This is a genomic window from Bradyrhizobium sp. Crot121 (assembly GCF_059512385.1).
This window is the reverse complement of sequence record NZ_JCAMOR010000070.1, coordinates 24,514-43,078: the sequence shown is the minus strand read 5'-3', so window position 1 is coordinate 43,078 and position 18,565 is coordinate 24,514. Positions and strand designations below refer to the sequence as shown.

At 62.6% G+C, this 18,565-nt stretch carries 32 protein-coding genes and 1 tRNA gene; 13 read left to right on the top strand and 20 right to left on the bottom strand.

What is annotated here, in order from left to right; all coding sequences use genetic code 11:
- The 3 genes from AC5ZGW_RS36790 to AC5ZGW_RS36780 all read left to right on the top strand — a co-directional run.
- The coding region (locus AC5ZGW_RS36790) for a biotin/lipoyl-containing protein (RefSeq protein ID WP_496114045.1) at positions 1-1,044 on the top strand (1,044 nt) is incomplete at its 5' end.
- Positions 1,045-1,114: 70 nt separating this feature from the next.
- A complete protein-coding gene (locus AC5ZGW_RS36785; RefSeq protein ID WP_130226942.1) occupies positions 1,115-1,981 on the top strand; it encodes an isocitrate lyase/PEP mutase family protein in 867 nt (288 codons plus the stop codon).
- Entirely contained in the window at positions 1,978-2,277 is a 300-nt protein-coding gene (locus tag AC5ZGW_RS36780) for an acylphosphatase (RefSeq protein ID WP_130226943.1), read from the top strand. The genes AC5ZGW_RS36785 and AC5ZGW_RS36780 overlap by 4 nt, the downstream gene beginning before the upstream one ends.
- Positions 2,278-2,283: 6 nt before the next feature.
- Here the strand turns inward: AC5ZGW_RS36780 and lipB are convergent, their stop codons facing one another.
- Positions 2,284-3,036, bottom strand: coding sequence for a lipoyl(octanoyl) transferase LipB (gene lipB, locus AC5ZGW_RS36775; protein WP_130226944.1), 753 nt, complete (start codon positions 3,034-3,036; stop codon positions 2,284-2,286).
- A gap of 60 nt (positions 3,037-3,096) precedes the next feature.
- Here lipB and AC5ZGW_RS36770 point away from each other — a divergent pair, with 60 nt between their 5' ends.
- Both AC5ZGW_RS36770 and AC5ZGW_RS36765 read left to right on the top strand, forming a co-directional pair.
- Positions 3,097-3,339: a FliM/FliN family flagellar motor switch protein gene (locus AC5ZGW_RS36770; RefSeq protein WP_028164002.1), complete on the top strand. Its 243-nt coding sequence runs from the start codon at positions 3,097-3,099 to the stop codon at positions 3,337-3,339.
- Positions 3,340-3,439: 100 nt separating this feature from the next.
- Positions 3,440-3,524, top strand: a tRNA-Leu gene (locus AC5ZGW_RS36765).
- A 21-nt stretch (positions 3,525-3,545) separates the two neighbouring features.
- Here the strand turns inward: AC5ZGW_RS36765 and AC5ZGW_RS36760 are convergent.
- From AC5ZGW_RS36760 to AC5ZGW_RS36675, 18 genes are all read right to left on the bottom strand, one after another.
- On the bottom strand, positions 3,546-5,057 hold the full coding sequence (locus AC5ZGW_RS36760; protein ID WP_130226945.1) for a site-specific integrase: 1,512 nt from the start codon (positions 5,055-5,057) through the stop codon (positions 3,546-3,548).
- A gap of 51 nt (positions 5,058-5,108) precedes the next feature.
- The gene (locus tag AC5ZGW_RS36755) at positions 5,109-5,372 is read right to left on the bottom strand and encodes a hypothetical protein (protein WP_130226946.1); all 264 of its coding nucleotides are present in this window, start codon (positions 5,370-5,372) and stop codon (positions 5,109-5,111) included.
- The gene (gene ssb / locus AC5ZGW_RS36750) at positions 5,369-5,860 is read right to left on the bottom strand and encodes a single-stranded DNA-binding protein (RefSeq protein ID WP_165435295.1); all 492 of its coding nucleotides are present in this window, start codon (positions 5,858-5,860) and stop codon (positions 5,369-5,371) included. Before ssb ends, AC5ZGW_RS36755 begins: the two co-directional genes overlap by 4 nt.
- Positions 5,857-6,342, bottom strand: coding sequence for a hypothetical protein (locus tag AC5ZGW_RS36745; protein WP_130226948.1), 486 nt, complete (start codon positions 6,340-6,342; stop codon positions 5,857-5,859). Before AC5ZGW_RS36745 ends, ssb begins: the two co-directional genes overlap by 4 nt.
- A 4-nt stretch (positions 6,343-6,346) precedes the next feature.
- Positions 6,347-6,541, bottom strand: a complete 195-nt coding sequence (locus tag AC5ZGW_RS36740; RefSeq protein WP_130226949.1) for a hypothetical protein — start codon at positions 6,539-6,541, stop codon at positions 6,347-6,349.
- Positions 6,538-6,795 carry a hypothetical protein gene (locus AC5ZGW_RS36735; protein WP_130226950.1) on the bottom strand — a complete coding sequence of 86 codons (258 nt, stop codon included), beginning with the start codon at positions 6,793-6,795 and terminating at the stop codon, positions 6,538-6,540. The genes AC5ZGW_RS36740 and AC5ZGW_RS36735 overlap by 4 nt, the downstream gene beginning before the upstream one ends.
- Entirely contained in the window at positions 6,792-7,295 is a 504-nt protein-coding gene (locus tag AC5ZGW_RS36730) for a metallophosphoesterase family protein (RefSeq protein ID WP_130226951.1), read from the bottom strand. The genes AC5ZGW_RS36735 and AC5ZGW_RS36730 overlap by 4 nt, the downstream gene beginning before the upstream one ends.
- Complete coding sequence (locus AC5ZGW_RS36725) at positions 7,292-7,879, bottom strand: J domain-containing protein (protein ID WP_130226952.1); 588 nt, start codon at positions 7,877-7,879, stop codon at positions 7,292-7,294. Before AC5ZGW_RS36725 ends, AC5ZGW_RS36730 begins: the two co-directional genes overlap by 4 nt.
- The gene (locus AC5ZGW_RS36720; RefSeq protein WP_130226953.1) at positions 7,872-8,291 is read right to left on the bottom strand and encodes a helix-turn-helix domain-containing protein; all 420 of its coding nucleotides are present in this window, start codon (positions 8,289-8,291) and stop codon (positions 7,872-7,874) included. Before AC5ZGW_RS36720 ends, AC5ZGW_RS36725 begins: the two co-directional genes overlap by 8 nt.
- A complete protein-coding gene (locus AC5ZGW_RS36715) occupies positions 8,288-8,479 on the bottom strand; it encodes a hypothetical protein (protein ID WP_130226954.1) in 192 nt (63 codons plus the stop codon). The genes AC5ZGW_RS36720 and AC5ZGW_RS36715 overlap by 4 nt, the downstream gene beginning before the upstream one ends.
- Entirely contained in the window at positions 8,479-8,823 is a 345-nt protein-coding gene (locus AC5ZGW_RS36710) for a DUF968 domain-containing protein (RefSeq protein WP_496114044.1), read from the bottom strand. The genes AC5ZGW_RS36715 and AC5ZGW_RS36710 overlap by 1 nt, the downstream gene beginning before the upstream one ends.
- Before the next feature lie 115 nt (positions 8,824-8,938).
- The gene (locus tag AC5ZGW_RS36705; protein WP_130226956.1) at positions 8,939-9,121 is read right to left on the bottom strand and encodes a hypothetical protein; all 183 of its coding nucleotides are present in this window, start codon (positions 9,119-9,121) and stop codon (positions 8,939-8,941) included.
- Complete coding sequence (locus tag AC5ZGW_RS36700) at positions 9,121-10,221, bottom strand: ATP-dependent DNA helicase (RefSeq protein WP_130226957.1); 1,101 nt, start codon at positions 10,219-10,221, stop codon at positions 9,121-9,123. The genes AC5ZGW_RS36705 and AC5ZGW_RS36700 overlap by 1 nt, the downstream gene beginning before the upstream one ends.
- A 54-nt stretch (positions 10,222-10,275) precedes the next feature.
- On the bottom strand, positions 10,276-11,196 hold the full coding sequence (locus tag AC5ZGW_RS36695) for a recombinase RecT (RefSeq protein WP_130226958.1): 921 nt from the start codon (positions 11,194-11,196) through the stop codon (positions 10,276-10,278).
- Positions 11,196-11,945 carry an exonuclease domain-containing protein gene (locus AC5ZGW_RS36690; RefSeq protein ID WP_130226959.1) on the bottom strand — a complete coding sequence of 250 codons (750 nt, stop codon included), beginning with the start codon at positions 11,943-11,945 and terminating at the stop codon, positions 11,196-11,198. The genes AC5ZGW_RS36695 and AC5ZGW_RS36690 overlap by 1 nt, the downstream gene beginning before the upstream one ends.
- On the bottom strand, positions 11,945-12,157 hold the full coding sequence (locus tag AC5ZGW_RS36685; protein WP_245474790.1) for a hypothetical protein: 213 nt from the start codon (positions 12,155-12,157) through the stop codon (positions 11,945-11,947). The genes AC5ZGW_RS36690 and AC5ZGW_RS36685 overlap by 1 nt, the downstream gene beginning before the upstream one ends.
- Positions 12,154-12,498 carry a hypothetical protein gene (locus AC5ZGW_RS36680; protein ID WP_130226960.1) on the bottom strand — a complete coding sequence of 115 codons (345 nt, stop codon included), beginning with the start codon at positions 12,496-12,498 and terminating at the stop codon, positions 12,154-12,156. Before AC5ZGW_RS36680 ends, AC5ZGW_RS36685 begins: the two co-directional genes overlap by 4 nt.
- Positions 12,495-13,598, bottom strand: a complete 1,104-nt coding sequence (locus AC5ZGW_RS36675) for a PD-(D/E)XK nuclease-like domain-containing protein (protein WP_165435292.1) — start codon at positions 13,596-13,598, stop codon at positions 12,495-12,497. The genes AC5ZGW_RS36680 and AC5ZGW_RS36675 overlap by 4 nt, the downstream gene beginning before the upstream one ends.
- A 224-nt stretch (positions 13,599-13,822) precedes the next feature.
- Between AC5ZGW_RS36675 and AC5ZGW_RS36670 the strand changes: the two genes are divergently transcribed.
- Positions 13,823-14,485, top strand: a complete 663-nt coding sequence (locus tag AC5ZGW_RS36670; RefSeq protein WP_165435293.1) for a hypothetical protein — start codon at positions 13,823-13,825, stop codon at positions 14,483-14,485.
- Positions 14,486-14,513: 28 nt separating this feature from the next.
- Here AC5ZGW_RS36670 and AC5ZGW_RS36665 read toward each other — a convergent pair whose 3' ends face one another.
- The gene (locus tag AC5ZGW_RS36665) at positions 14,514-15,170 is read right to left on the bottom strand and encodes a LexA family transcriptional regulator (protein ID WP_130226963.1); all 657 of its coding nucleotides are present in this window, start codon (positions 15,168-15,170) and stop codon (positions 14,514-14,516) included.
- Positions 15,171-15,299: 129 nt separating this feature from the next.
- Between AC5ZGW_RS36665 and AC5ZGW_RS36660 the strand changes: the two genes are divergently transcribed.
- From AC5ZGW_RS36660 to AC5ZGW_RS36630, 7 genes are read left to right on the top strand one after another with little or no spacing between them, the layout of a single operon-like run.
- Complete coding sequence (locus AC5ZGW_RS36660) at positions 15,300-15,623, top strand: hypothetical protein (RefSeq protein ID WP_130226964.1); 324 nt, start codon at positions 15,300-15,302, stop codon at positions 15,621-15,623.
- A gap of 59 nt (positions 15,624-15,682) precedes the next feature.
- Positions 15,683-16,147, top strand: a complete 465-nt coding sequence (locus tag AC5ZGW_RS36655; protein WP_130226965.1) for a hypothetical protein — start codon at positions 15,683-15,685, stop codon at positions 16,145-16,147.
- A complete protein-coding gene (locus tag AC5ZGW_RS36650) occupies positions 16,053-16,580 on the top strand; it encodes a hypothetical protein (RefSeq protein ID WP_207231052.1) in 528 nt (175 codons plus the stop codon). The genes AC5ZGW_RS36655 and AC5ZGW_RS36650 overlap by 95 nt, the downstream gene beginning before the upstream one ends.
- On the top strand, positions 16,580-17,122 hold the full coding sequence (locus AC5ZGW_RS36645) for a hypothetical protein (protein ID WP_130226967.1): 543 nt from the start codon (positions 16,580-16,582) through the stop codon (positions 17,120-17,122). The genes AC5ZGW_RS36650 and AC5ZGW_RS36645 overlap by 1 nt, the downstream gene beginning before the upstream one ends.
- Positions 17,119-17,448: a hypothetical protein gene (locus AC5ZGW_RS36640; protein WP_130226968.1), complete on the top strand. Its 330-nt coding sequence runs from the start codon at positions 17,119-17,121 to the stop codon at positions 17,446-17,448. The genes AC5ZGW_RS36645 and AC5ZGW_RS36640 overlap by 4 nt, the downstream gene beginning before the upstream one ends.
- Positions 17,448-18,122, top strand: coding sequence for a DNA methyltransferase family protein (locus tag AC5ZGW_RS36635; RefSeq protein WP_130226969.1), 675 nt, complete (start codon positions 17,448-17,450; stop codon positions 18,120-18,122). The genes AC5ZGW_RS36640 and AC5ZGW_RS36635 overlap by 1 nt, the downstream gene beginning before the upstream one ends.
- A 2-nt stretch (positions 18,123-18,124) precedes the next feature.
- Entirely contained in the window at positions 18,125-18,565 is a 441-nt protein-coding gene (locus AC5ZGW_RS36630) for a hypothetical protein (protein ID WP_130226970.1), read from the top strand.

Below are 18,565 nucleotides of genomic sequence, written 5' to 3'. Positions count from 1 at the left end.
CAGAAGGACGTGACGCTGACGGGATGGGCGGTGGAATCGCGCGTCTATGCCGAAGACCCGTTCCGCAACTTCCTGCCGTCGATTGGGCGCCTGGTGAAATATCGTCCGCCGGCCGAGAAGAGCCAGGATGGCGTCACCGTCCGCAATGACACCGGCGTGCAGGAAGGCGGCGAGATCTCGATCCATTACGATCCGATGATCGCCAAGCTGATCACGCACGCGCCGTCGCGGGCGGCGGCGATCGAGGCGCAGTCGACCGCGCTGGACGCGTTCTATGTCGATGGCATCCGCCACAACATTCCGTTCCTGTCGGCGCTGATGAACCATCCGCGCTGGCGCGAGGGAAAGCTCTCCACCGGCTTCATTGCGGAGGAATATCCGAAGGGATTTGCGGCGCGGCCGCCGGAGGGCGAGATCGCGCGACGGCTGGCGGCGGTGGCCGCGGCGATCGACCACGTGCTCGGCGAGCGCAAGAGGCAGATCTCGGGCCAGATGAATGGCCGACTGGTGCAGCGGGAGCGGCGCCGCGCGGTGTGGCTCGAGCGTGATGAGATCGCGCTCGACGTCGCGCGCGAGGCCGACGGCATCGCGGTCCGCTTCATCGGCAGCGATGGGCTGCCGGGCAATCCGCACAATCTGGTCTCGAGCTGGGTGCCGGGCGAGCCGGTGTGGCAGGGCACGATCGATGGCCAGTTCGTGGCGATGCAGGTGCGCCCGATCAACAACGGCTTCCGCCTCGCGCATCAGGGCTTTGAGGTTCCGATCTATGTCTTCACCGAAGCCGAAGCAACGTCGGCGCGTCTGATGCCGGTGGTGTCGGCCGCCGATACCGGCAAGAAGCTGTTGTGCCCTATGCCGGGACTCGTGGTGTCGATCGCAGTCAGCGAGGGGCAGGAGGTCAAGGCCGGCGAGACGCTTGCGGTCGTCGAGGCCATGAAGATGCAGAACGTGCTGCGCGCCGAACGCGACGGTACGGTGAAGAAGGTCCACGCCGCTCCCGGCGCAACGCTGGCGGTCGACGCGCTGATCCTCGAATTCGCCTAGAGCATGATCCGGAACGTGGATACCGGTTCCGCGAAAGGGTCGTGCCCAAGCTGACATAGAGAGAGCTCCCATGACCTTCCGTGCGCGACGCGAAGCACTGCGTTCGATCCTTGCGGGCACCGGCTGCGTTCGGCCAGGTTCGGTCTACGATGCGACGTCGATCCGGATTGCCGAGGATCTCGGCTTCGAGGTCGGCATGTTCGGCGGCTCCGTCGCCTCACTCGCGGTGCTCGGCGATCCCGACATCGCACTGATCACGTTGACCGAGCTTGCCGAGCAGATGCGGCGGATGTCACGGGCCTCTGCTCTCCCTGTGCTTGTCGATGCCGACCACGGCTATGGCAATGCACTGAACGTCCGCCGCACGGTGCAGGAGCTTGAGGCCGCCGGCGCCGCCGGCCTCACCATCGAGGACACCTTGCTGCCGCAGGCGTTTGGCGAGGCCAAGACGCAACTGATTCCGCTCGATGAAGGCATCGGCAAGATGAAGGCGGCGCTCGACGGCCGCGGCGATCCATCGCTCGTCATCATTGGCCGCACCGGCGCGGTGTCGATCACCGGCCTTGACGATGCAATCGCGCGAGCTAAGGCCTATGAGGCCACCGGTGTCGATGCGTTGTTCTTCACCGGCATCAAGGTCAAGGCGGAGCTGGAAGAGATCTCCGCGGCAACGACACTGCCGATCGTGCTCGGCGGTGCGCCGGAGGAGATGGCTGCGCCGGATTATCTCGCGGGCCTGCGCGTGCGGATTGCGCTGCAAGGCCATGCGCCGTTCGCAGCGGCGACGCAGGCGGTCTATGAGACGCTGAAGGCGCTGCGCGAGGGCGCGTCGCCGAAAAGCCTGAAAGGGCTGCCATCCCCGGAACTGACCGGCCGTGCGATGCGCGAGGCTGAGACGAAAGCGCGCGGCAGCGAATTTCTCGGACTGAAGAAGTGAGCGACACGATCCGTCATGTCATGATCCGCGGTCGCGTCCAGGGCGTCGGCTACCGCGCCTGGGTCGAACACCAGGCGCACCTGCGGCGGCTCGATGGCTGGGTGCGCAACCGCCGGGACGGCAGCGTCGAAGCGGTGTTCGCCGGGCCCGAGGCGGTCGTGTCGGGAATGATCGCCGAGTGCCGGCGCGGGCCGACCGCAGCACGCGTCGATGCCGTGCAAGACGAGGCCGGCCGCCCCGATCTGCTCAACCTGCGCGAGGCAGGGGAGGCTTTCTCGGTGCTGGCGACGGTGTAGGTGCGATCATGTGAGGTCGTGCGCGGCCCCGTGCTGAATCGTCTCCAGCAGTCGCGCTTGAGTTTCGCCGAACACCTCGGCAAAGGCCTGCCGGAGCGCGACGTCGACATCGGTGAGCGTCACCGGCAGGCCGAGATCGACCAGTGACGTGACGCCGTAGCGTGGGTCGACCACGCCGCAGGGCACGATCGCGGAGAAGTGCGCCAGATTCGGCTCGACGTTGATCGCGATGCCGTGAAACGAGACCCAGCGCTTCAGCCGGACCCCGATCGCTGCGATCTTGTCCTCGAATCCTGATCCCTTGTCCGGCCGCTTGACCCAAACGCCGACGCGGTCCTCGCGGCGCTCGCCGCGGACATTGAAGGCGGCAAGGGTGCGGATGATCCATTGCTCCAGCGAGGCGACATAGGCGCGCACATCCGGCCGGCGCCGCTTCAGGTCCAGCATCACATAGGCCACTCGCTGGCCCGGGCCGTGATAAGTGATCTGACCGCCGCGCCCGGTCTGGAATATCGGGAAGCGCGCCTCCAGGAGGTCGCCGGCCTTGCCGCTGGTGCCGGAGGTGTAGAGCGGGGGATGCTCCAGGAACCAGACCAGTTCGGGCGCTTTCCCGGCGGCGATATCGGCGACGCGTGATTCCATCGCGGCGACAGCGTCAGGGTAGGGCACCGGGGCATCCGAAATCCGCCATTCCACGGCTTCGCCGCCGTCTGGGTGCGCGAAAATCGTCAAATCAAGGTCTTGGCGGACATTAACCATTGGCTAACCATCACGTGGTCAGGTGGAACCACAATCTAATCCCGGTTTGGCGGTTCAAAAGTGCCTACCCTCGATAAAGTCAGTGTCGATCTCATGGTGGTGCTCGGCACCACTACCATGCCCATCCACCAGGTCATGCGGCTTTCCCGCGGTGCCATCATAGAACTGGATGCCACCGAGGCCGACGAGGTGAAGATCCTCGCCAACAACCTGCCGATCGCCAGCGGCGTGGTGCTGGTCGACCGCAACCGGATCGCGGTCGAGGTCAAGCAAATGCTGCCGAAATCCCCGGATGTTAGGTAGTTGATAGGCCACTTATCGGCTTGTCCCCCACCTTCCGATTTGTTACATCCCGCGCCGTCGATCCGGCGGCGCGCCCTTTAGGTTCCCTCCGGCATCCCAAGCGCTCGTGGCGGAATTGGTAGACGCGCTGCCTTGAGGTGGCAGTGAGTAAAATCGTGGGGGTTCGAGTCCCTCCGAGCGCACCACCCCCACGATTCGCATTGAAATCATTCAGCTTTTTTCAGAAAGTTACTCCGATTTGGGGGAATGGTTACTACTTTGTTCTCCATTCCCGTTCCCAGTCCGTTCGTGAGTGACAGCAGGTCCGACCCTGTGGATTGGTCATAAGCCACGATCCGCTGCATCCCCGTGATTCCGAGCTTCTCCCGCCGGGCCTTGGCGATGTAGTGCGCCGGCATCTTCGGGTCGGTCCAGCCGAACATCGCCATCATCTGGGCCTCGGTGCATTCGGCATAGGCCGCGACCTCGGCCCGCGCTTTCCGCACCCCATGGCAGTTCTTCTTGGGCTGGTTGACGCCGGCCAGGATCGCGTAGGTCTTGAACTTCTTGGCCCACGACTTCTTGCCGATCGGCAGCGTCTTGCCCTTCACGATCTTGCCGGTGAAGGTCTCCTCGCCGAGGATGCCGGCGGCGCGTGCGGCGCGCAGGCTGGCGGCGAAATCCGGATGCACCGGCACCGTGACGGTGGTGCGGCCCTGGCTCTTCTCGGTCGCGATCTGCACCACCGTCTGCCTCACCATGGGCTGCAGGTGCTTCGGCCCGAACTGCGCCGCGTCGCCGACGCGCAGGAAGGTGTAGTGCAGGATGTCGAACATCAGCCGCGCCATGGTGCCGAGCGGCCACCTCTGGCGGAATTTGGCCATGTCCTCGTCGGTCCACGGCACCCAGCCGCCGCTCTCGCGGGAGGCGCGCGACTTGCCGGATTTGAGCCCGACGGTCGGGTCGTCCTCTTCCTTGAGGTGACCAGCGTCGATCATCCAGCGGATCATCGCGCGCAGGGCTGAGAGCAGGTTGCCGGCCTGGGTCGGCGTGCGCAACTTCATCTCGGTGCGGACCACATCCCTGGTCAGCAGCGAAAACGGCTTTTCGCCGTTCTCCTCCAGCAGGCTTTCGATCAGGCCGGTGCGCTGCGTGCGCGTCGACTCCGAGAAGCCGCGCAGGCCCAGCTGCTCGCAGCCGAGCCAGTGATCGGACGCCTTGTAGAGTACCCAGTACCAGCGCAGCGTGCCCTCGACGGGCGGCGTTGTGATGATCTTGCGCGGAGCAGAGCGCTGCTTCTGCGCCCGCACATAGTCGGTCTCGTTGCCATAGAGCGAAATCTGCTCGACGATCGCCTTCTCGACCTCGCGGTTGAAGGCCTCGCTGCCATACTCGCCCCTGATACGGATCTTCGGCAGCTTGTCGCGCAGCTGCACGTAGTAGCGCAGCTGTCCGCGGTGAGAGACATCGGCATGAAGATAGCGCCGTTCCGGCTGGCCATCGTGACGCTCGAATTCCAGACGTCGCATTTGTACAGTTCCTCCGAGGGCTTTGACTGCCGCCTCGAAAGCCGCATCGAACTCGGGTGTACCGTACTGTTCGGCAATGCCGATCCTGCGGCCCTTGCGGCTGAGCCTGACGTACCAGCGCAGCTTTCGCTGCGGCCCGGAGCGGTCGAAGTACAGGTGCATCCGCGCATCATCGGCGCGGCGGGGGCAGTCGGGGTTGGGATCGCGCATCGGGGATTTTCCCTGCCAATGCGCAAGTGGTGGCTGAAATTTCCCCCGCTATCAATGGTCGCCGGCGCGGCGCAAAGCCTTGCTCGGGGCGGAAAAAGTCCATTCAACGCCGTGCGAAGCGGGTTTATTTCCCTCCGTTTCCTCACCGGGGGGAAGGGCTTCCGCGCGCTCGAAAAACACGTGGACGCTGCCATCGGCGCGCACCTCGGCGTAAGCCGCGCCGGCGTGCTTGGCGGCGCGCAGCACGCGCTCGATGTCGGTGGAGTTGATGGCAGACTGCCGGCGCGGCATCTTCGACTCGCTCGATACGGTCACCGGAACTCCGGAGCAAACGGGATTTCATCGTCCATGTCGTTGCGGGCCGACGGCTTGCCGCGGCTTCCGTTGCCATAATCATCGCGCGAGCGCGTGGTGCCGTAGTCGCTCTCGTCGGGCGTCGGCCTGCCGCCGCCCTCGCTCTTGTCGAGCAGCGTGATCTCGCCGCGGTAAGCCGATGGCACGACCTCGGTGTTGTAGTGCGTCACCCCGTCTTTTTCGTATTTTCTGGTCGCCATAGACCCTTCAACGTAGAGCTTGCTGCCCCTCTTGACGTACTGTTCCACAACCTTGGCGAGGTTCTCGTTGAACACGACGATGTTGTGCCATTCGGTTTTCTCTTTGCGCTCGCCGGTGTCCTTGTCCCTCCAGCGCTCGCTGGTGGCGATGGAGAAGCGTGCGATCTTGCGGCCATCACCGGTGGTGTGCATAACCGGGTCTTTGCCGACATTGCCGACGAGAATGACTTTGTTCACCATGACGGTCAGACCTTTCGAATGATGGTGTCGCGATCGATGACGATGGGGCGTTGCCGGCTTGCCTGTGTGACGCGGTTGACCCATTCGGTCAGATCAGGTTTCGGTTGCGGCCATTGCCAGAACACCTCGCCATCGATCGCCAGCTGCGGACGCTCAAGCAGGCCGGCTTGAATCAGGCTCTCGGCCTCGGCGGCGTCCTTGATCCATATCGGAGAAACTTCGGACGGGAGATCGCAGGTCTTGCCCGTTTCGTCATGGGAATGGAGCACGGCCGGCCCGGCATAGAGCCGGAAATTGAGCGCGAAGTAGCCCAGCGTGTCGGCCGGCGCGAACAGGCTGTCCTCGTCGACGACAATGCTGAGACCAAGCCAGAGCGTACCGTGATCGGTTCTGCCCGGATTGAGACCGGCCACGCGCTGAGCCACGCAAAGATCGATGACATCGACGAGTTTGGTGGCGCGCGCGTTCGGATCGACGATCTCGAACTTCATGGCTTTAATCCTTGATCTCAATCTTGCCATCCAGGAGCTTGGCGGCTTGCTCGACGACGCTCTTCCGCTGGCTGGTGGTCAGGTCGGTGGACAGGCCGATCATAGCCAGCTGGCCAAAGGCCTTGCCGTCGGGCTCGAGCAGCAGCACCGCGCTGCCGACGATGCTGGAGAACTGTCCGGCTTGGGCTTTCAGTTTCATCGGGACGACTCCTCTTTGTACGGCTCGACGTAGAGCATCACCGGCGGTTGGCCGCCGACGACGCGCAGGATGACGGGGCTGCCCTCGTTGAGGGCCTTCAGTTCGTCAGGGGTAGGCTCCCATGCACTTTCCCAGCGAGTACCGTCGGCGCTGGCGCGCACCGCCAGGTGCAGGCAGGGACCATCCTTGTCAGGGTCCCAACCTTTCGGAGCGCCGAGATAATGGGTCGAACCCTTGATGCGTATTGGGATCATTGGCCCACCACGCGCTGGGCCATCGAGATGGCGTTGGAGAGTTTGATCGGCTCGAAGTTGTGGCAATCCATGCCAACATCGAGCCGGCCGGTGACCTTGCGCGAGCGGCCGTGGCTGTGGCCGTGCAGCATCACGGCACCGCGGGTCATGCCGTTCCAGTCCTCAATCGGATAATGGAACAGCACCACGCGCTGGTTGTTCTCGCCGGTCTTGAATTCCTTGTATTTGGTTGTGCTCTGCCACGTCAGGCTTTTGGCGCCTTTATTGTCGTGGTTGCCGATGACGAGGTGCTTGTTTCCGGGCAACTGATGGAAGATGGCCGCGCCATCGCCAAAGGCGAAGTCGCCGAGGTGGATGACGTCGTCATCAGGCTTGATCAACTGGGTCCAGCGCTGGATCATCTGAATGTTCATTTCGGTCACCGACGCAAACGGCCGGTTGCAGAGCGTGATGATGTTGTTGTGGTCGAAATGGCTGTCAGCCGTAATCCAGGTCGTCATTCGGTAATCTCCTGAAGCGCATTCAATCGCGCCTTGTTGAGTTCGTGCCATGCCTCAGTTGAGCCGCCGGCGTCGGGGTGATGCCGCTTTGCCAGTTGCTTGAAAATCTGTTCGATCATCTCGCGATTGACATCGGAGGCGGGCTCGATGCCGAGCACTTCACGCCAGTGCTTGCCCTTGGGCGAGGGCAGGGCTTTGAAGCCGGCAAAGGTTGCGCGCACCAGGGCAAGTGTGCCGTGCCGCAGTTCGGTGCGACGGGCTTCGAGGATGTGATGCGCGGCTTGCAGATTGGCCTCGACCGTCTGGTAGCGATCGACAGGGATCGCGATCGAGGTGTTGTCCCATACGAACCAGCAGCAGATGCCGGGATCGGCAGGCCGCTGCGCGCCGAGCGTCACGTTCGAGGACAGAACGATGTTCTCGATCTTCTTGCCGCTCTCTTTGCCGAACAGGCGTAACGAGGTTTCGACGTTGCCCAGCGCCTTGGCCAGTGTGGTCGAAAACCGGCTCTTCTCGCGGACCTTGGTGCGTGGAAAGCCTTCCGGCCATTGCAGGGGATAGGCTTGGACCTGGCCTTTATCCATGGCACGGGCGTTCCTTGAACCTGTACTGGGAAAAATCGGCGCCGGCATAGGGGATGAGATAGAGACGGCGCTTGACCTTCTTCACGGGTTTTTGCCGTGGCTTGACCGGGACATAGCAATGCTTGCAGCCGCGATGGCCCAGGTGCCTGATCTTGGGCCGGCGCCATGTCAGCCGGGCGTTCGGGCTCTTGCAGGACAGCCTGCCGAGATAGAACAGGATGGTCGTGTGGTCGTGGTTGAGCATGGCGGCGATCTGGTGTGTCGAATATTTGCCGCTGGCTTTGATGCGGCGCACGGCTTCGATGCGCGCCCGCACCACGCGCGGGCTGCGGCATTTTTCCGTGATGCGCTCCACCGGCACCGTAAACTCGGTCGCAACGGACTCGATGATCGCGCGAACCGTCGAATTCATCGCGCCGGCTCCGCCGTGGCGTCGACGACCTGCGCGTCCTCGACCTGCGCGGTGCAGTGGTGACAGAGCGTGACCGGGCCGCCCATCTTTTCCATGGCGGCTTCGACCGCTTTTTCCGGCGTGTCGGCCGTGAACTTGCCGAGATACTTGGTGCCGGTGACCTGTCCGTAGACGTGATACTCGGGCATCAGGAAGCCCTTTTCCAATTGCGAAAGTCGATCACGGCGCGGCGCGCGGCCTTGTGCTTGCCGGTGAGCGACCACAGCGTGAGCGCAAGACCGAACACGTTGACGCTGAGCCGTCGCCAGAACTCCATCTCGTTCATGGAATGCTGTCCGGCCTTTGGGTTCTGATGGCAGTCGTGGCAGAGCGGTACGGTCCACTGGTCGCTCGGCTTTTCGCCCATGCCGGTTGGCGGCTTGCCGTATTCGATGCTGCCGGAGCGGATATGGGCGGCCTCGCCCGCCGGCTCCCTTAAGCAGGATGTGCAGGGCAACCGACGGACGAACGCCAAGTGCCGCTCCGACCGCATGCGCGGGCGACGCTGGTTGTCCTCGCCCAGGAGGCGAGGGCGTCTCCTGGGTTGTCGGGAGGATTTCAGCAGTGATCCCGGAGGCACCGGTGGAGCGACACGAGCCATGTTAATTTTAGCCTGCGAATTTGAGGGCGATGGCGCCGAGGACGGATGCAAAAATCCACGTCAGGGCGAACACCGGGAAAAACTGCGCGGTTTCCTTCGGCACGCGGAAGCAGCGCACCAATGCGCCGCAGCCGATCGCGAACATGAATAGCGCGACGCCGGCAATCGGGGAGGCGACCACGATCCACATCACATCACCACGGTGATGCGCTCGGCCGCGCGAGTCAGACCGGTGTACAAATGCCGACGGGCATCTTCGCGAAACACCTGGCTCTGGTCGAACAGCATCACGCTGCCCCATTGCGAGCCTTGGGACTTGTGGACGGTCAGGGCATAGCCGTAATCGAACTCGTCTGATTCCCGGCGCACCTCGCGCGCAAGCTCGCCCTCGCGACCCTCGAAGAAATAGGGGTGAACCTGCGCCAAGACGTCGGCCTTGGTGACGCCGGCATCCTCGGGCAGCAGCCGCATTTCGATGGCGTTGCGGCGCATCTTCAGGACATCGCCAACGCTCCAGATGCCGCCGTTGAGTAGGCCCTTCTCGCGATTGTTGCGCAGGCAGACCAGCCGGTCGCCCGGAAGCGGCAGGCCGCTGTCCTTGCCTTTGATCTGGCGGATGCGGTCGTTGTACATCCGCCTCGTCTTGTTCAGGCCGACCAGAACCTGATCGTGCGCAATCACGTCATCGGCGCTGATGTCCTCGCGCGAGACGATGCGGCTGTCGCCGAAGCCGCCATAGTCGAGGCGATCGCCGCTGCGCACCTTCATGGACAGGTGGATGATCGGGTTCTCCCGCGCCTGCCGGTGAACCTCGGTCAGCATGATGTCGGGGCTGGCGTTGGTGAAGAAGCCGGCGCCCTTGACCGGTGGCAGCTGCGCCGGATCGCCGAGCACCAGGACCTTGACGCCAAAGCTCAGGAGATCGCGTCCAAGCTCCTCGTCGACCATCGAGCATTCGTCGATGATGACGAGTTTGGCATCCTTGACCGGGGCGTCCTTATCCAGCACGAAACGGGGCTGGCCGCCGATTTCATCCTGCAGCTTGTAGATCATGCTGTGAATGGTGGAGGCGCCAACGCAGCCCTTGGAGCGCAGCACCAGCGCCGCCTTGCCGGTGAAGGCGCCGAACTTGACGCGACCCTTGACCTGCTCGCGAAACTCGCGCGCCAGCGTGGTCTTGCCCGTCCCGGCATAACCGAACAGTCGGAACACCTGATTGGCCTTCTTGTCCTTGATCCAGCGGGAGACGGCTTTCAGCGCCGCCTCCTGTTGCGGCGACCAGCTTGTCATTGTCAGTCCGGGTTCTTCCGAGTGGGCCAGCGGCGCATGGCTCTGACCTCCATGTCAGACCTCGCGGAACGAGCGGGAGAACGTCATCGCCTCCTCGACCGGGATCTGACCGCGCACCCGCTTGAGGTGGACGGCATAGAGGTCGCGGATGTCCTGACGGTCCTCGTCCTTGAGCAGATCGATTTCCGGCTGGAAGGTCAGTTGGATCGCCTTGCACTCATCCTCATTGTTGCAGCTCTCCAACTTGTAGGAGAGGCGGGCGCCAAGCGGCGAGGCCGGCGACGGTTCGTCGTCGTCGGAGATCGGGTCATCGTCGAGCACGTCGCCCTGGCTGTGCTCGATCGCTGCGATCCGGTCAGCGTCGGTGACGCCGCCGTAGATGATCTCCTCCGGCGTGTAGGCGCCGATCAGGACTTCCGGAATCCACAGCCGCCCCCAAGCGCGCACCGAGAAATAGTGAAACTGAGTGCGCGGATCGGACGTCCACAGTGGCGAGTTCTTGACCTTGATGTCCTTGAACTTCGGCGAGGTGTAGATGCGCCGCACACCCTGCTTGTTCTCGGGGTTCTTGCTCTTGACGAACGCCGCCACGGTGCAGACCAGATCGGGGCCTTCACCGTCGTAGGTGACCTCAATGTCCGACAGCACATGCGGCGTCATGTTGATCACCGCGTTGATGGTCTTGCCGCCATAGGCGACGATGCCGTTGTTGACGATGTAGGCGTCGGCGATCAGATCGAACGGCAGAAAACCCCAATGCGCGGCCTTCTGAATCACCGAGAAACAGCCGCCAACGTTGCGCCGGAAGGCGGGCGAGACCGCGTTACCGGCTTCCGCCATCACCTTGGCCAGCTGAATGGCTTCCTCGAAGGTGCGCGGCATCAGCGCGACGTTCATCGGGTTGGGGACGGCCAACTCCCGGTGCTCGCTCCCGATGGTACGCTCGGCGAGCGCGGTGGTTTGCTTTCGAGACATCAGACAGTTCCTTTCGTGCGCTCGTGATAGTGGTGTTGGGCGGTGAACTTGGTGTCCTCGTCCATCTCGTCGGCCTTGAAGATGATCCATTCGAGATAATCGAGCGGGACAGCCGTCCACTCTTTGCCCTTGTGCTTGCCGAACCGGATCGGGCCGTGCAGCAGCACCGGCTCGCCAGTCCATTTGACGAAGAAGTCGATCACGCGCTCAATCGGGTGGCCCCGATCGAGCGCGATCTGCACCTGCTTTAAGAAGATGTGCGCGGTAACCCATGTGTCGGGACCGGCGCGATGCGGCGGCATTGCCCGCTCGGTAAACTCGGCGCCCAAGATGTCATCCAGGCCGAGCATGTAGCGCAGGGTCTGGTTCTTGTGGTTGGGCGCGTCGGGCCACAGCCGGCGGGCGACCTTGCGCGTGCAAATCCAGCGCAAGCCGTCCGGATCGAAGAACCGGCGCTCGAACTCGCAGAAATGCGCCACGAACACGTCGGGCGAATTGATGTTGTCGTTGAGAAGGCGGCGCTGCCAGTCGAACTCGACATAACCGCGCAAGCGGATTTCATCATCGGTAATGTGATGCACGCCACGGGCGATCGGCGAGATCGGCATGCCAGGATCGACGAAGCCCGCCACCGGATGCTCGATATGGCCGTCACGGCGGAAGTCGATATCCGTGTAGGCAAATTCCAGCACGGCATCGTTCTTCTCGTCGCCGGTCGCAGTCTCAAAATCGATCACGCGGGCGAGCATCAGATCAATTCCTTGTCGATCGCCATGCGCTCGGGCAGCGTGATGTTGGCCTTGCCGAACTCGTCGCCGCTGTTGAGCTCGACCACGGCGGCCGGCAACCACACCGCGTTGTCGCGGTCGCCGTCCGTTGAGACCAAGATCGCTTTCAGCGAGCCGTCGCCGTTCCTGGTGGCGTGGTGAACCATCACATCGATGTCAGTCAGCTTCGTCATGGCCGGTACTCGCGCGCCTGATCGATGCCGGCGGTCATCGCTTCACGCAGCTCGAACACCGTCATCTTGTGATCTTCGGTCATCACCACCGAGAGCGCTTCGGTGAGACCGGCGACGGCCTGCGCGATGTTGTACAGCGCGTGCGGCTTGCAGCAGCGCGAGCCGCCCGCGACCGATACCGCAGCAAGGCGGATGGCCGCGCCGCAGACGATGGACTGAACGTCGTCGTGGTCGAGCCCCTGCGCAGCCGCAAGGCGGTTCAGAAGAACCTCCATGGCGCGATTGGCGACACGTGCGGCGAGGTCGGTGTTCTCGTAGTAACGTGAGTCCTGGGTGTTCATGCGGTGCCCATCCCCATCCATGAGGGCAAATCTTCTGAGGTGAGATTGTGGGCCTCGGAGACGTCGACCCAGATGTCGGTGCCGAACACATCGAGGTGCCGGCGATAGCGCTCCAGCGCGAGGCGGATTTCGCGCTCGGCGGCCTCGTGGTAGTCGGCCTCGGGGAAGTAATCGACGCGCTTGGCAATCGGCGCGTTCTCGGCGTGATAGAAAATCCACACGTAGCGGAAGTCCTTGGTCGCAACGAGCCGCTTGAGCCATGCCGAGGACACCTTGCCGAACACAGCGCCGGCCTCGACCAGCGTCGGGATTTGCCGGCGTGCCTCGATGTAGTGCGCACCCTGAATGTCGTAGCGGTGCGCCGCGATCGTCTGGAAGATGGCGATGTCCATCGGCTTGTCACGCCAATTGCGGAATGACTTGAGATCGACCACCGCCTTGAAGCGCAGATAGTCGAAGCGCGCCTTGAGGCGAATGCCGTTGCGCGTCCAGAACACCGAGACCTCGGGATAGCCGTTGGTGAAGGCGTTGGCGCAGGACGGGTTCTTGGTGATCATCATCGAGGACAGCGAGACGCTGTCGTAGACCTCGGGCTTCAAGACGATGCGGCCCTCGGCCAAAATCTCGGCCTTGGCGACGATCTCGTCCCACACCGGCGCGTCGGGATCTGCCGCGAGCACGCGCTTGATCAGAGCGTCCTTGTTGCCGGTGGTCGCAAAGCCGCGCAGCTGGAGCCAGCGTTTCATGTGCTCCATCGTCACCATCAGGTTGGGAAAGTCGCTTTTCGCCGGGCCGCGGTAGTAGCGCTCCTCGAAGGCCTTGCGGCCCTCGCAGATCAGCGCGTGGAAGGCGGAGCCCCAGGTGCTCCAGTCGGTCTCGCGGCGCTCGCTGACCGGGTTCATCCACGAATTCCACCAATACTGCGCCGGATGGATCAGCAGGTTGCGGATGTCGGTCGAGCCGAGCGCGGTATCGTCGTGGTACTCGTCGGCGTCCATGCCGAAATACACCCCGTCCGGGTGCTCGCGGATGATCTCCGGGGCTTCCTGCTCAGGGGCGAGTGGGGCGGTTTCGATGGTGGAGACGGCGTCCTCGGACATGGCTAATTTCCTCCCGACGCGCGGAAGGTAGGAGGAAATTTCCGCCAGTGTCAAGCAGAAAAGTGGAAAAGGGGATGGAAAATCCTCTTGACGAAATCCACCCACAGGACGAGACGTCGAAAAAGAAAACCCCCCGAAGCGGTTCCAGGCTTCGAGGGGATTATGATCCGGGTAAGCGGTTCGGGTTTGCCAGCCAGCTGCGCCCACGCCGTAAGGAGTGATCGATGTTGTATAGGCCCAACGGGAAGAGCGCAACATGTGGTGATGGTCCTGCGGTGATCCTGGACTGTACCGGCCCTGACAGCCACAACGTCAGCCGGGAATGGGCGCATCTGGTGATGGGCGCCTTCGGGACCCACGCGCGTGTGCTCAAGCTGGTCATCGCCCTGAAAGACCTGATCGCCCGCTACGGCTACGCCAATGCCGGAAACGAATACCTGGCTGACTATTGCCACCTCGACGCGAGGGCGGTGGAACGCGGGCTCGCGGACATGGAGCGAGCCGGGTTCATCGTTCGAAAGCGCCAGAGGCGGCAGCGGAACATCTATCCATCGCTGCCACCGGACACCGGCCGCGATAGCCGGGTATCCTTCCTCGAAGATGACGAGTTACCCGGCTGCGACAGCCGGTCAGTACCCGGTCGCCACAGCCGGGTAATACCCGGTCACGGTGACCGGTCTAATCCGGCTATGGCAGCCGGGTATACCCGGTCACCACAGCCGGTCATAAGGGATTCTAAGGGGCCGGCGGCTTCGCCGCCCGGCCCTATTGAAGGAGAAGAGGAAGGAGACGAAACGCCAGAGTGGATAAAGGAACCTTCAATCCCGAAAACGAGGCATCACGCCTGCGACTATATGGACTTCGACCAGTGGCCGTTTGGGGACTGAGACGCGCGCCATGGGCGCGCTCCAAGGATCATTTTTCGATCAAATAGACCGGATGAATGCTGATGATCTCGGATCGCTTGAAGGTGGTTTTCTTCGGCGGGTTCAGTTGCTGAACTACAGCGCCTGATTCGGTGAGGGAAACGTATTCTCGGATGTAGCCGGTGACGATGTCCTGCCTATTTTGGATCTTGAGCACAACGTCGTCCCCACGACGGGGCGACCGGGACGGATCGACGTAGACAACGTTGGAAGGGTGAAGCCTCGGCTCCATGACGTCTCCCGAGACCATCACGGCATAGGGGTCAACCACCGTGGTAAGCTTTGGCGGACAAGGGACATTGGCGATCTCGGTGAACGAAAAGCTGCCGTCGATGTCAGGTACCGCCTGTCCGTAGAGCGGAATCATCTTGGTAAAATTCCGGACCTGCAGATCGGAGGCGTGCGGCATTGCCCGCGGCACGGCGAAGGAGGTGCCCGAGCGACCATTCAGCCATTCCAGGCTAACCTCGAGAATTTCAGCGGCCTGTGCCAGCGCGTCGTTGCCGACGCTGCGCTTCTTGCCTTTGAGAAAATCGCGGAAGTAGGTACGATCGCGGCCGATCTGGACCGCCAATTCGGTGGGGTTGGTCTGCTTTTTCTCGATCGCCTCCTTAAGACGCTCCTTCAGCAAATCATTAGTGATCATTTCAGATTGAGCCTCAGCCGGTTGCGGGTTGGTTGGGGGTATTTTACCCCATGGTTCCCCGTCAAACGAGGCGGAAATATCCGCCTTTCCGCTTGACTAGGGGGATGGAAATGTGCATCGATCCGCCTCATGGCGAACAAGCGAAATCCCCAAACAATCGGCCAGCCGAAGCTGGACCCAGCTACGTCTCCTCGCGTCGAGAAGCCGGGCGACCAGTTACGGCTGCAGGTAATTGCCGAGATCGAGCGCGTGGCCAATCTCGTTGGCCAGTCGCCGGGCACCATTTGCGCCAAGGCGATGAACGACAAATCCATCCACAAGACGCTCGTGAACCGCGAGCGATCGATGTCAATGGAGAGCGTTGACCGGCTGTTTGCTGCGTTGCGTAACATTGAAACCCAACACCTTCAGAAGCTCAACGACCAACTCGGTCGTACCGAGGCCGCAGTCTAATCCCGGACGTGCGGCCTTTGTCGCGTTTGGCGGCAAATAACCTATAGACGGGAAAGTACATGAGTGTCCGCAAACCCCTGTTGCATATCGATGTCGAAGAGGCTCAGGCGATCGCCGACAAGCTGTTGAGGATGGAAAGCACTGGTCCCAACCAGACGCAGAAAACGATGCGTCGCATCGAGGAGCGCGGCGGGCCGTCCTACAGCTTCCTTTGGAATCTGCGCTACCGGCCCAGGAAGGAAATTCTCCGTAAGCCGTGGCTCGTGATGGTCGAGTTCTATCGGGCGGCGTGCATCAGCCAGCTGAAGAAGCTCGAGGCGGAGATCAAATACACGGAGGAATTGCTTGCTCTGGCTGAGGATCACACTGCATCGGCTCGCGCTCTGGTTCAGGAGGCGAGGACGACGCTCAACATCGACGAGGTAAATCATGGCGCGAAAGAAAAACAGTCAACCATCGTCCGATCAGCAGCCAGCCGCTACACCGGACCTGAGCGAAGGCAGGTTCTTCGAACTTCTCCGTGAGGTCGAAAGCGCCGAGCGGCAGAAGGATCAGGCCGTCGCCTTGGTGCGCACCGCGCGCAAGCGTACCAAGGAAGAGGGCGGGATTGACCTGAAAGCTTTCGATTTCGTGCGCAAGCATCTGTCGGGCTACACCGAAGCCGAGCTTATCGGTTTCGGCAATTCGATCATCCTGTACGCGAAGTACCTGCGGGTGCCGGTGTTCCAGAACCTGCAGCTGTTTCCGGTCAAAGAACCCTCCGAGGATGACAAGCTGGAACAGGCCGCGGCGCGCGGTCAGGTCGCCGCCCGGCGCGGCGATTCCGCCGAGCAGAATCCGTGGACGCTCGACAACCCGCTCGGCCAGGAATGGGCACGCGCGCATGCCGAGACTCAGGCACAGATGCTGCAGGAGGGCATCAAGCCGCTACCAGAGAACCGCGGGACCGCGCATTGATGTTCAAGGCGCTCGACCCCTCTCGCTTCACTGGATGGGCCGTGTGGGAAGCCACCGGACCGCGGTCGGGCGTATTCAACCTCAACGCTGACAGCGAGCCCGCGATCTACTCGCGGGCCGAGACGCTGATCGGCGATTTCGTCCAGCCGGGCGACATCGTCGGCGTCGAGGCGCCGCTGCTGCCGGCGGGCATGTCGATCCAGTCGCGTCAGATCCTGCTCGGGGTCAGGGCAATAATCTTTGTGACCATCTTCAAGCGGCAGGCGCGGGTGATCGAGATCGAGCCGGCGCGCTGGCGTTCCAAGATATTGGGGTTGACGCAGGCGCCCAAGCATATCGGGCAGGGCCTATCGAAATCCAAAAAGACCGCAGTTCGCCGGGCGTGGCTCAAGCGGCGCGCGATCGACGAGGTTGCAGCGCGGGGGTGGGGCAAGACCACCGACGATCAGGCGGATGCGCTCTGCATTCTTGATTACCTGCGCATGCGGCTCGATCCGGCCTACGTTTCGAGCGACCACAAGCTTCCAGGATTTGCAGCATGAGCATCGGCACCGCGGCCGAGCGGCAGATGTTGCACGAGATGGGCACCAAGCTTTCGGTCCTGAAACCCTCCAGCATCATTGGCGCGGCGAAGAACGACCTTGCGCTGCGCGATCGCAAGCGCAATGCCGAGTTCATCGATGACGAATTGCAGCGTGAGCACTACGCCTTCCATCGCAGGCATGTCGCCAAGGCCGCTTCCGTGGCCGAACTGCTGCAAAAGGCGATCGATGAGCGGGCGATCGGGCTTTCAAGTGGCAAGTTCAATACCCGCATGATCTACGAGAACACCCCGCTCTTGCGCGCGGCACTGGCGGAGATCGCCTGATGGTCCAGCGCGGCGCCAATCACCTCCGTCAAGATCGTGAATTCTACCGGACCCCGCCCAAGCCAACCTACACCGTGATGAACATGGTTCAGTTCGGTCCAAGGCTGTGCGATCCCTGCTGCGGCGATGGCGCGATGCTCAGGGTGTTCTGCGAGCGCGGCCACGAGGCGTTCGGCGCGGACATTCATCCCGTCGGCGTGCCGCAGGCCAAGACCTGCGATTTTCTCGCCGATCCGTTCCCATGGGGCATCACCTGCGACATCATCACCAATCCGCCCTACGGGCAGCGCGGTGCGCTCGCCGTGAAGTTCATCGAGCGGGCGCTTCAACTGACGAAGCCATGGCGTGGCAAGGTGGCGATGCTGCTGCCGGTCGACTTCGACAGCGCAGTGACGCGCTCGCATCTGTTTGGCGATCATCCTGCCTATGCGCTCAAGGTTACGTTGCTCTATCGCATCAAGTGGTTCGATGGGCCGGCGATCTGCAAGAAGTGCAACGGCACCGGCAAGATCATCGGTGCGACCGGCATCGAGGGCATCGATGGCGTGCAGGAGTGCCCGCGCTGCGACGGTCTGGGTGAGAAGGATATGTCGCCGGCCGAGAACCATGCGTGGTTCGTCTGGGATTGGAAGTCGCCGGGCATGCGTCCCGTCATCAAGTACGCCGGAGCCTGAAGATGCGGCATTACCGCAAGATCAAGGCCGCCGCAGGCGACAATGATACCGAAGTCCGCCGGATGCTGGCCGAGATCGGCATCCGTCTGTTGCCGTACCCGAAGGAACGGCTCGCGCCCAACGAGACGTTTTCAATAACCACGATCAAGCGGGTTCATGCGCTGTACGGCACGAGGCTGGTGACCGTCGGGCTGCAGAGCCTTGTCGCGACCGGCAAGGCGGGCGAGCTTCGCGGCGACAACATCAAAGCGACCTGCGAGATCGTTCGCGCCTTCCCCCGATGGGTGACGGAGGACGATCGGAGTGGATTCGTGTCGGCGCTGTCCAAGATCGATTTTGACGAGATTCGCGAGCGCGCCCGCTTCCACAACTGCAAGCGATGGTTCGCGATCACCATGTTGCTGGTCGAGCGGCTGACCTTGATGTTGGGCAAGGGGGTTTGA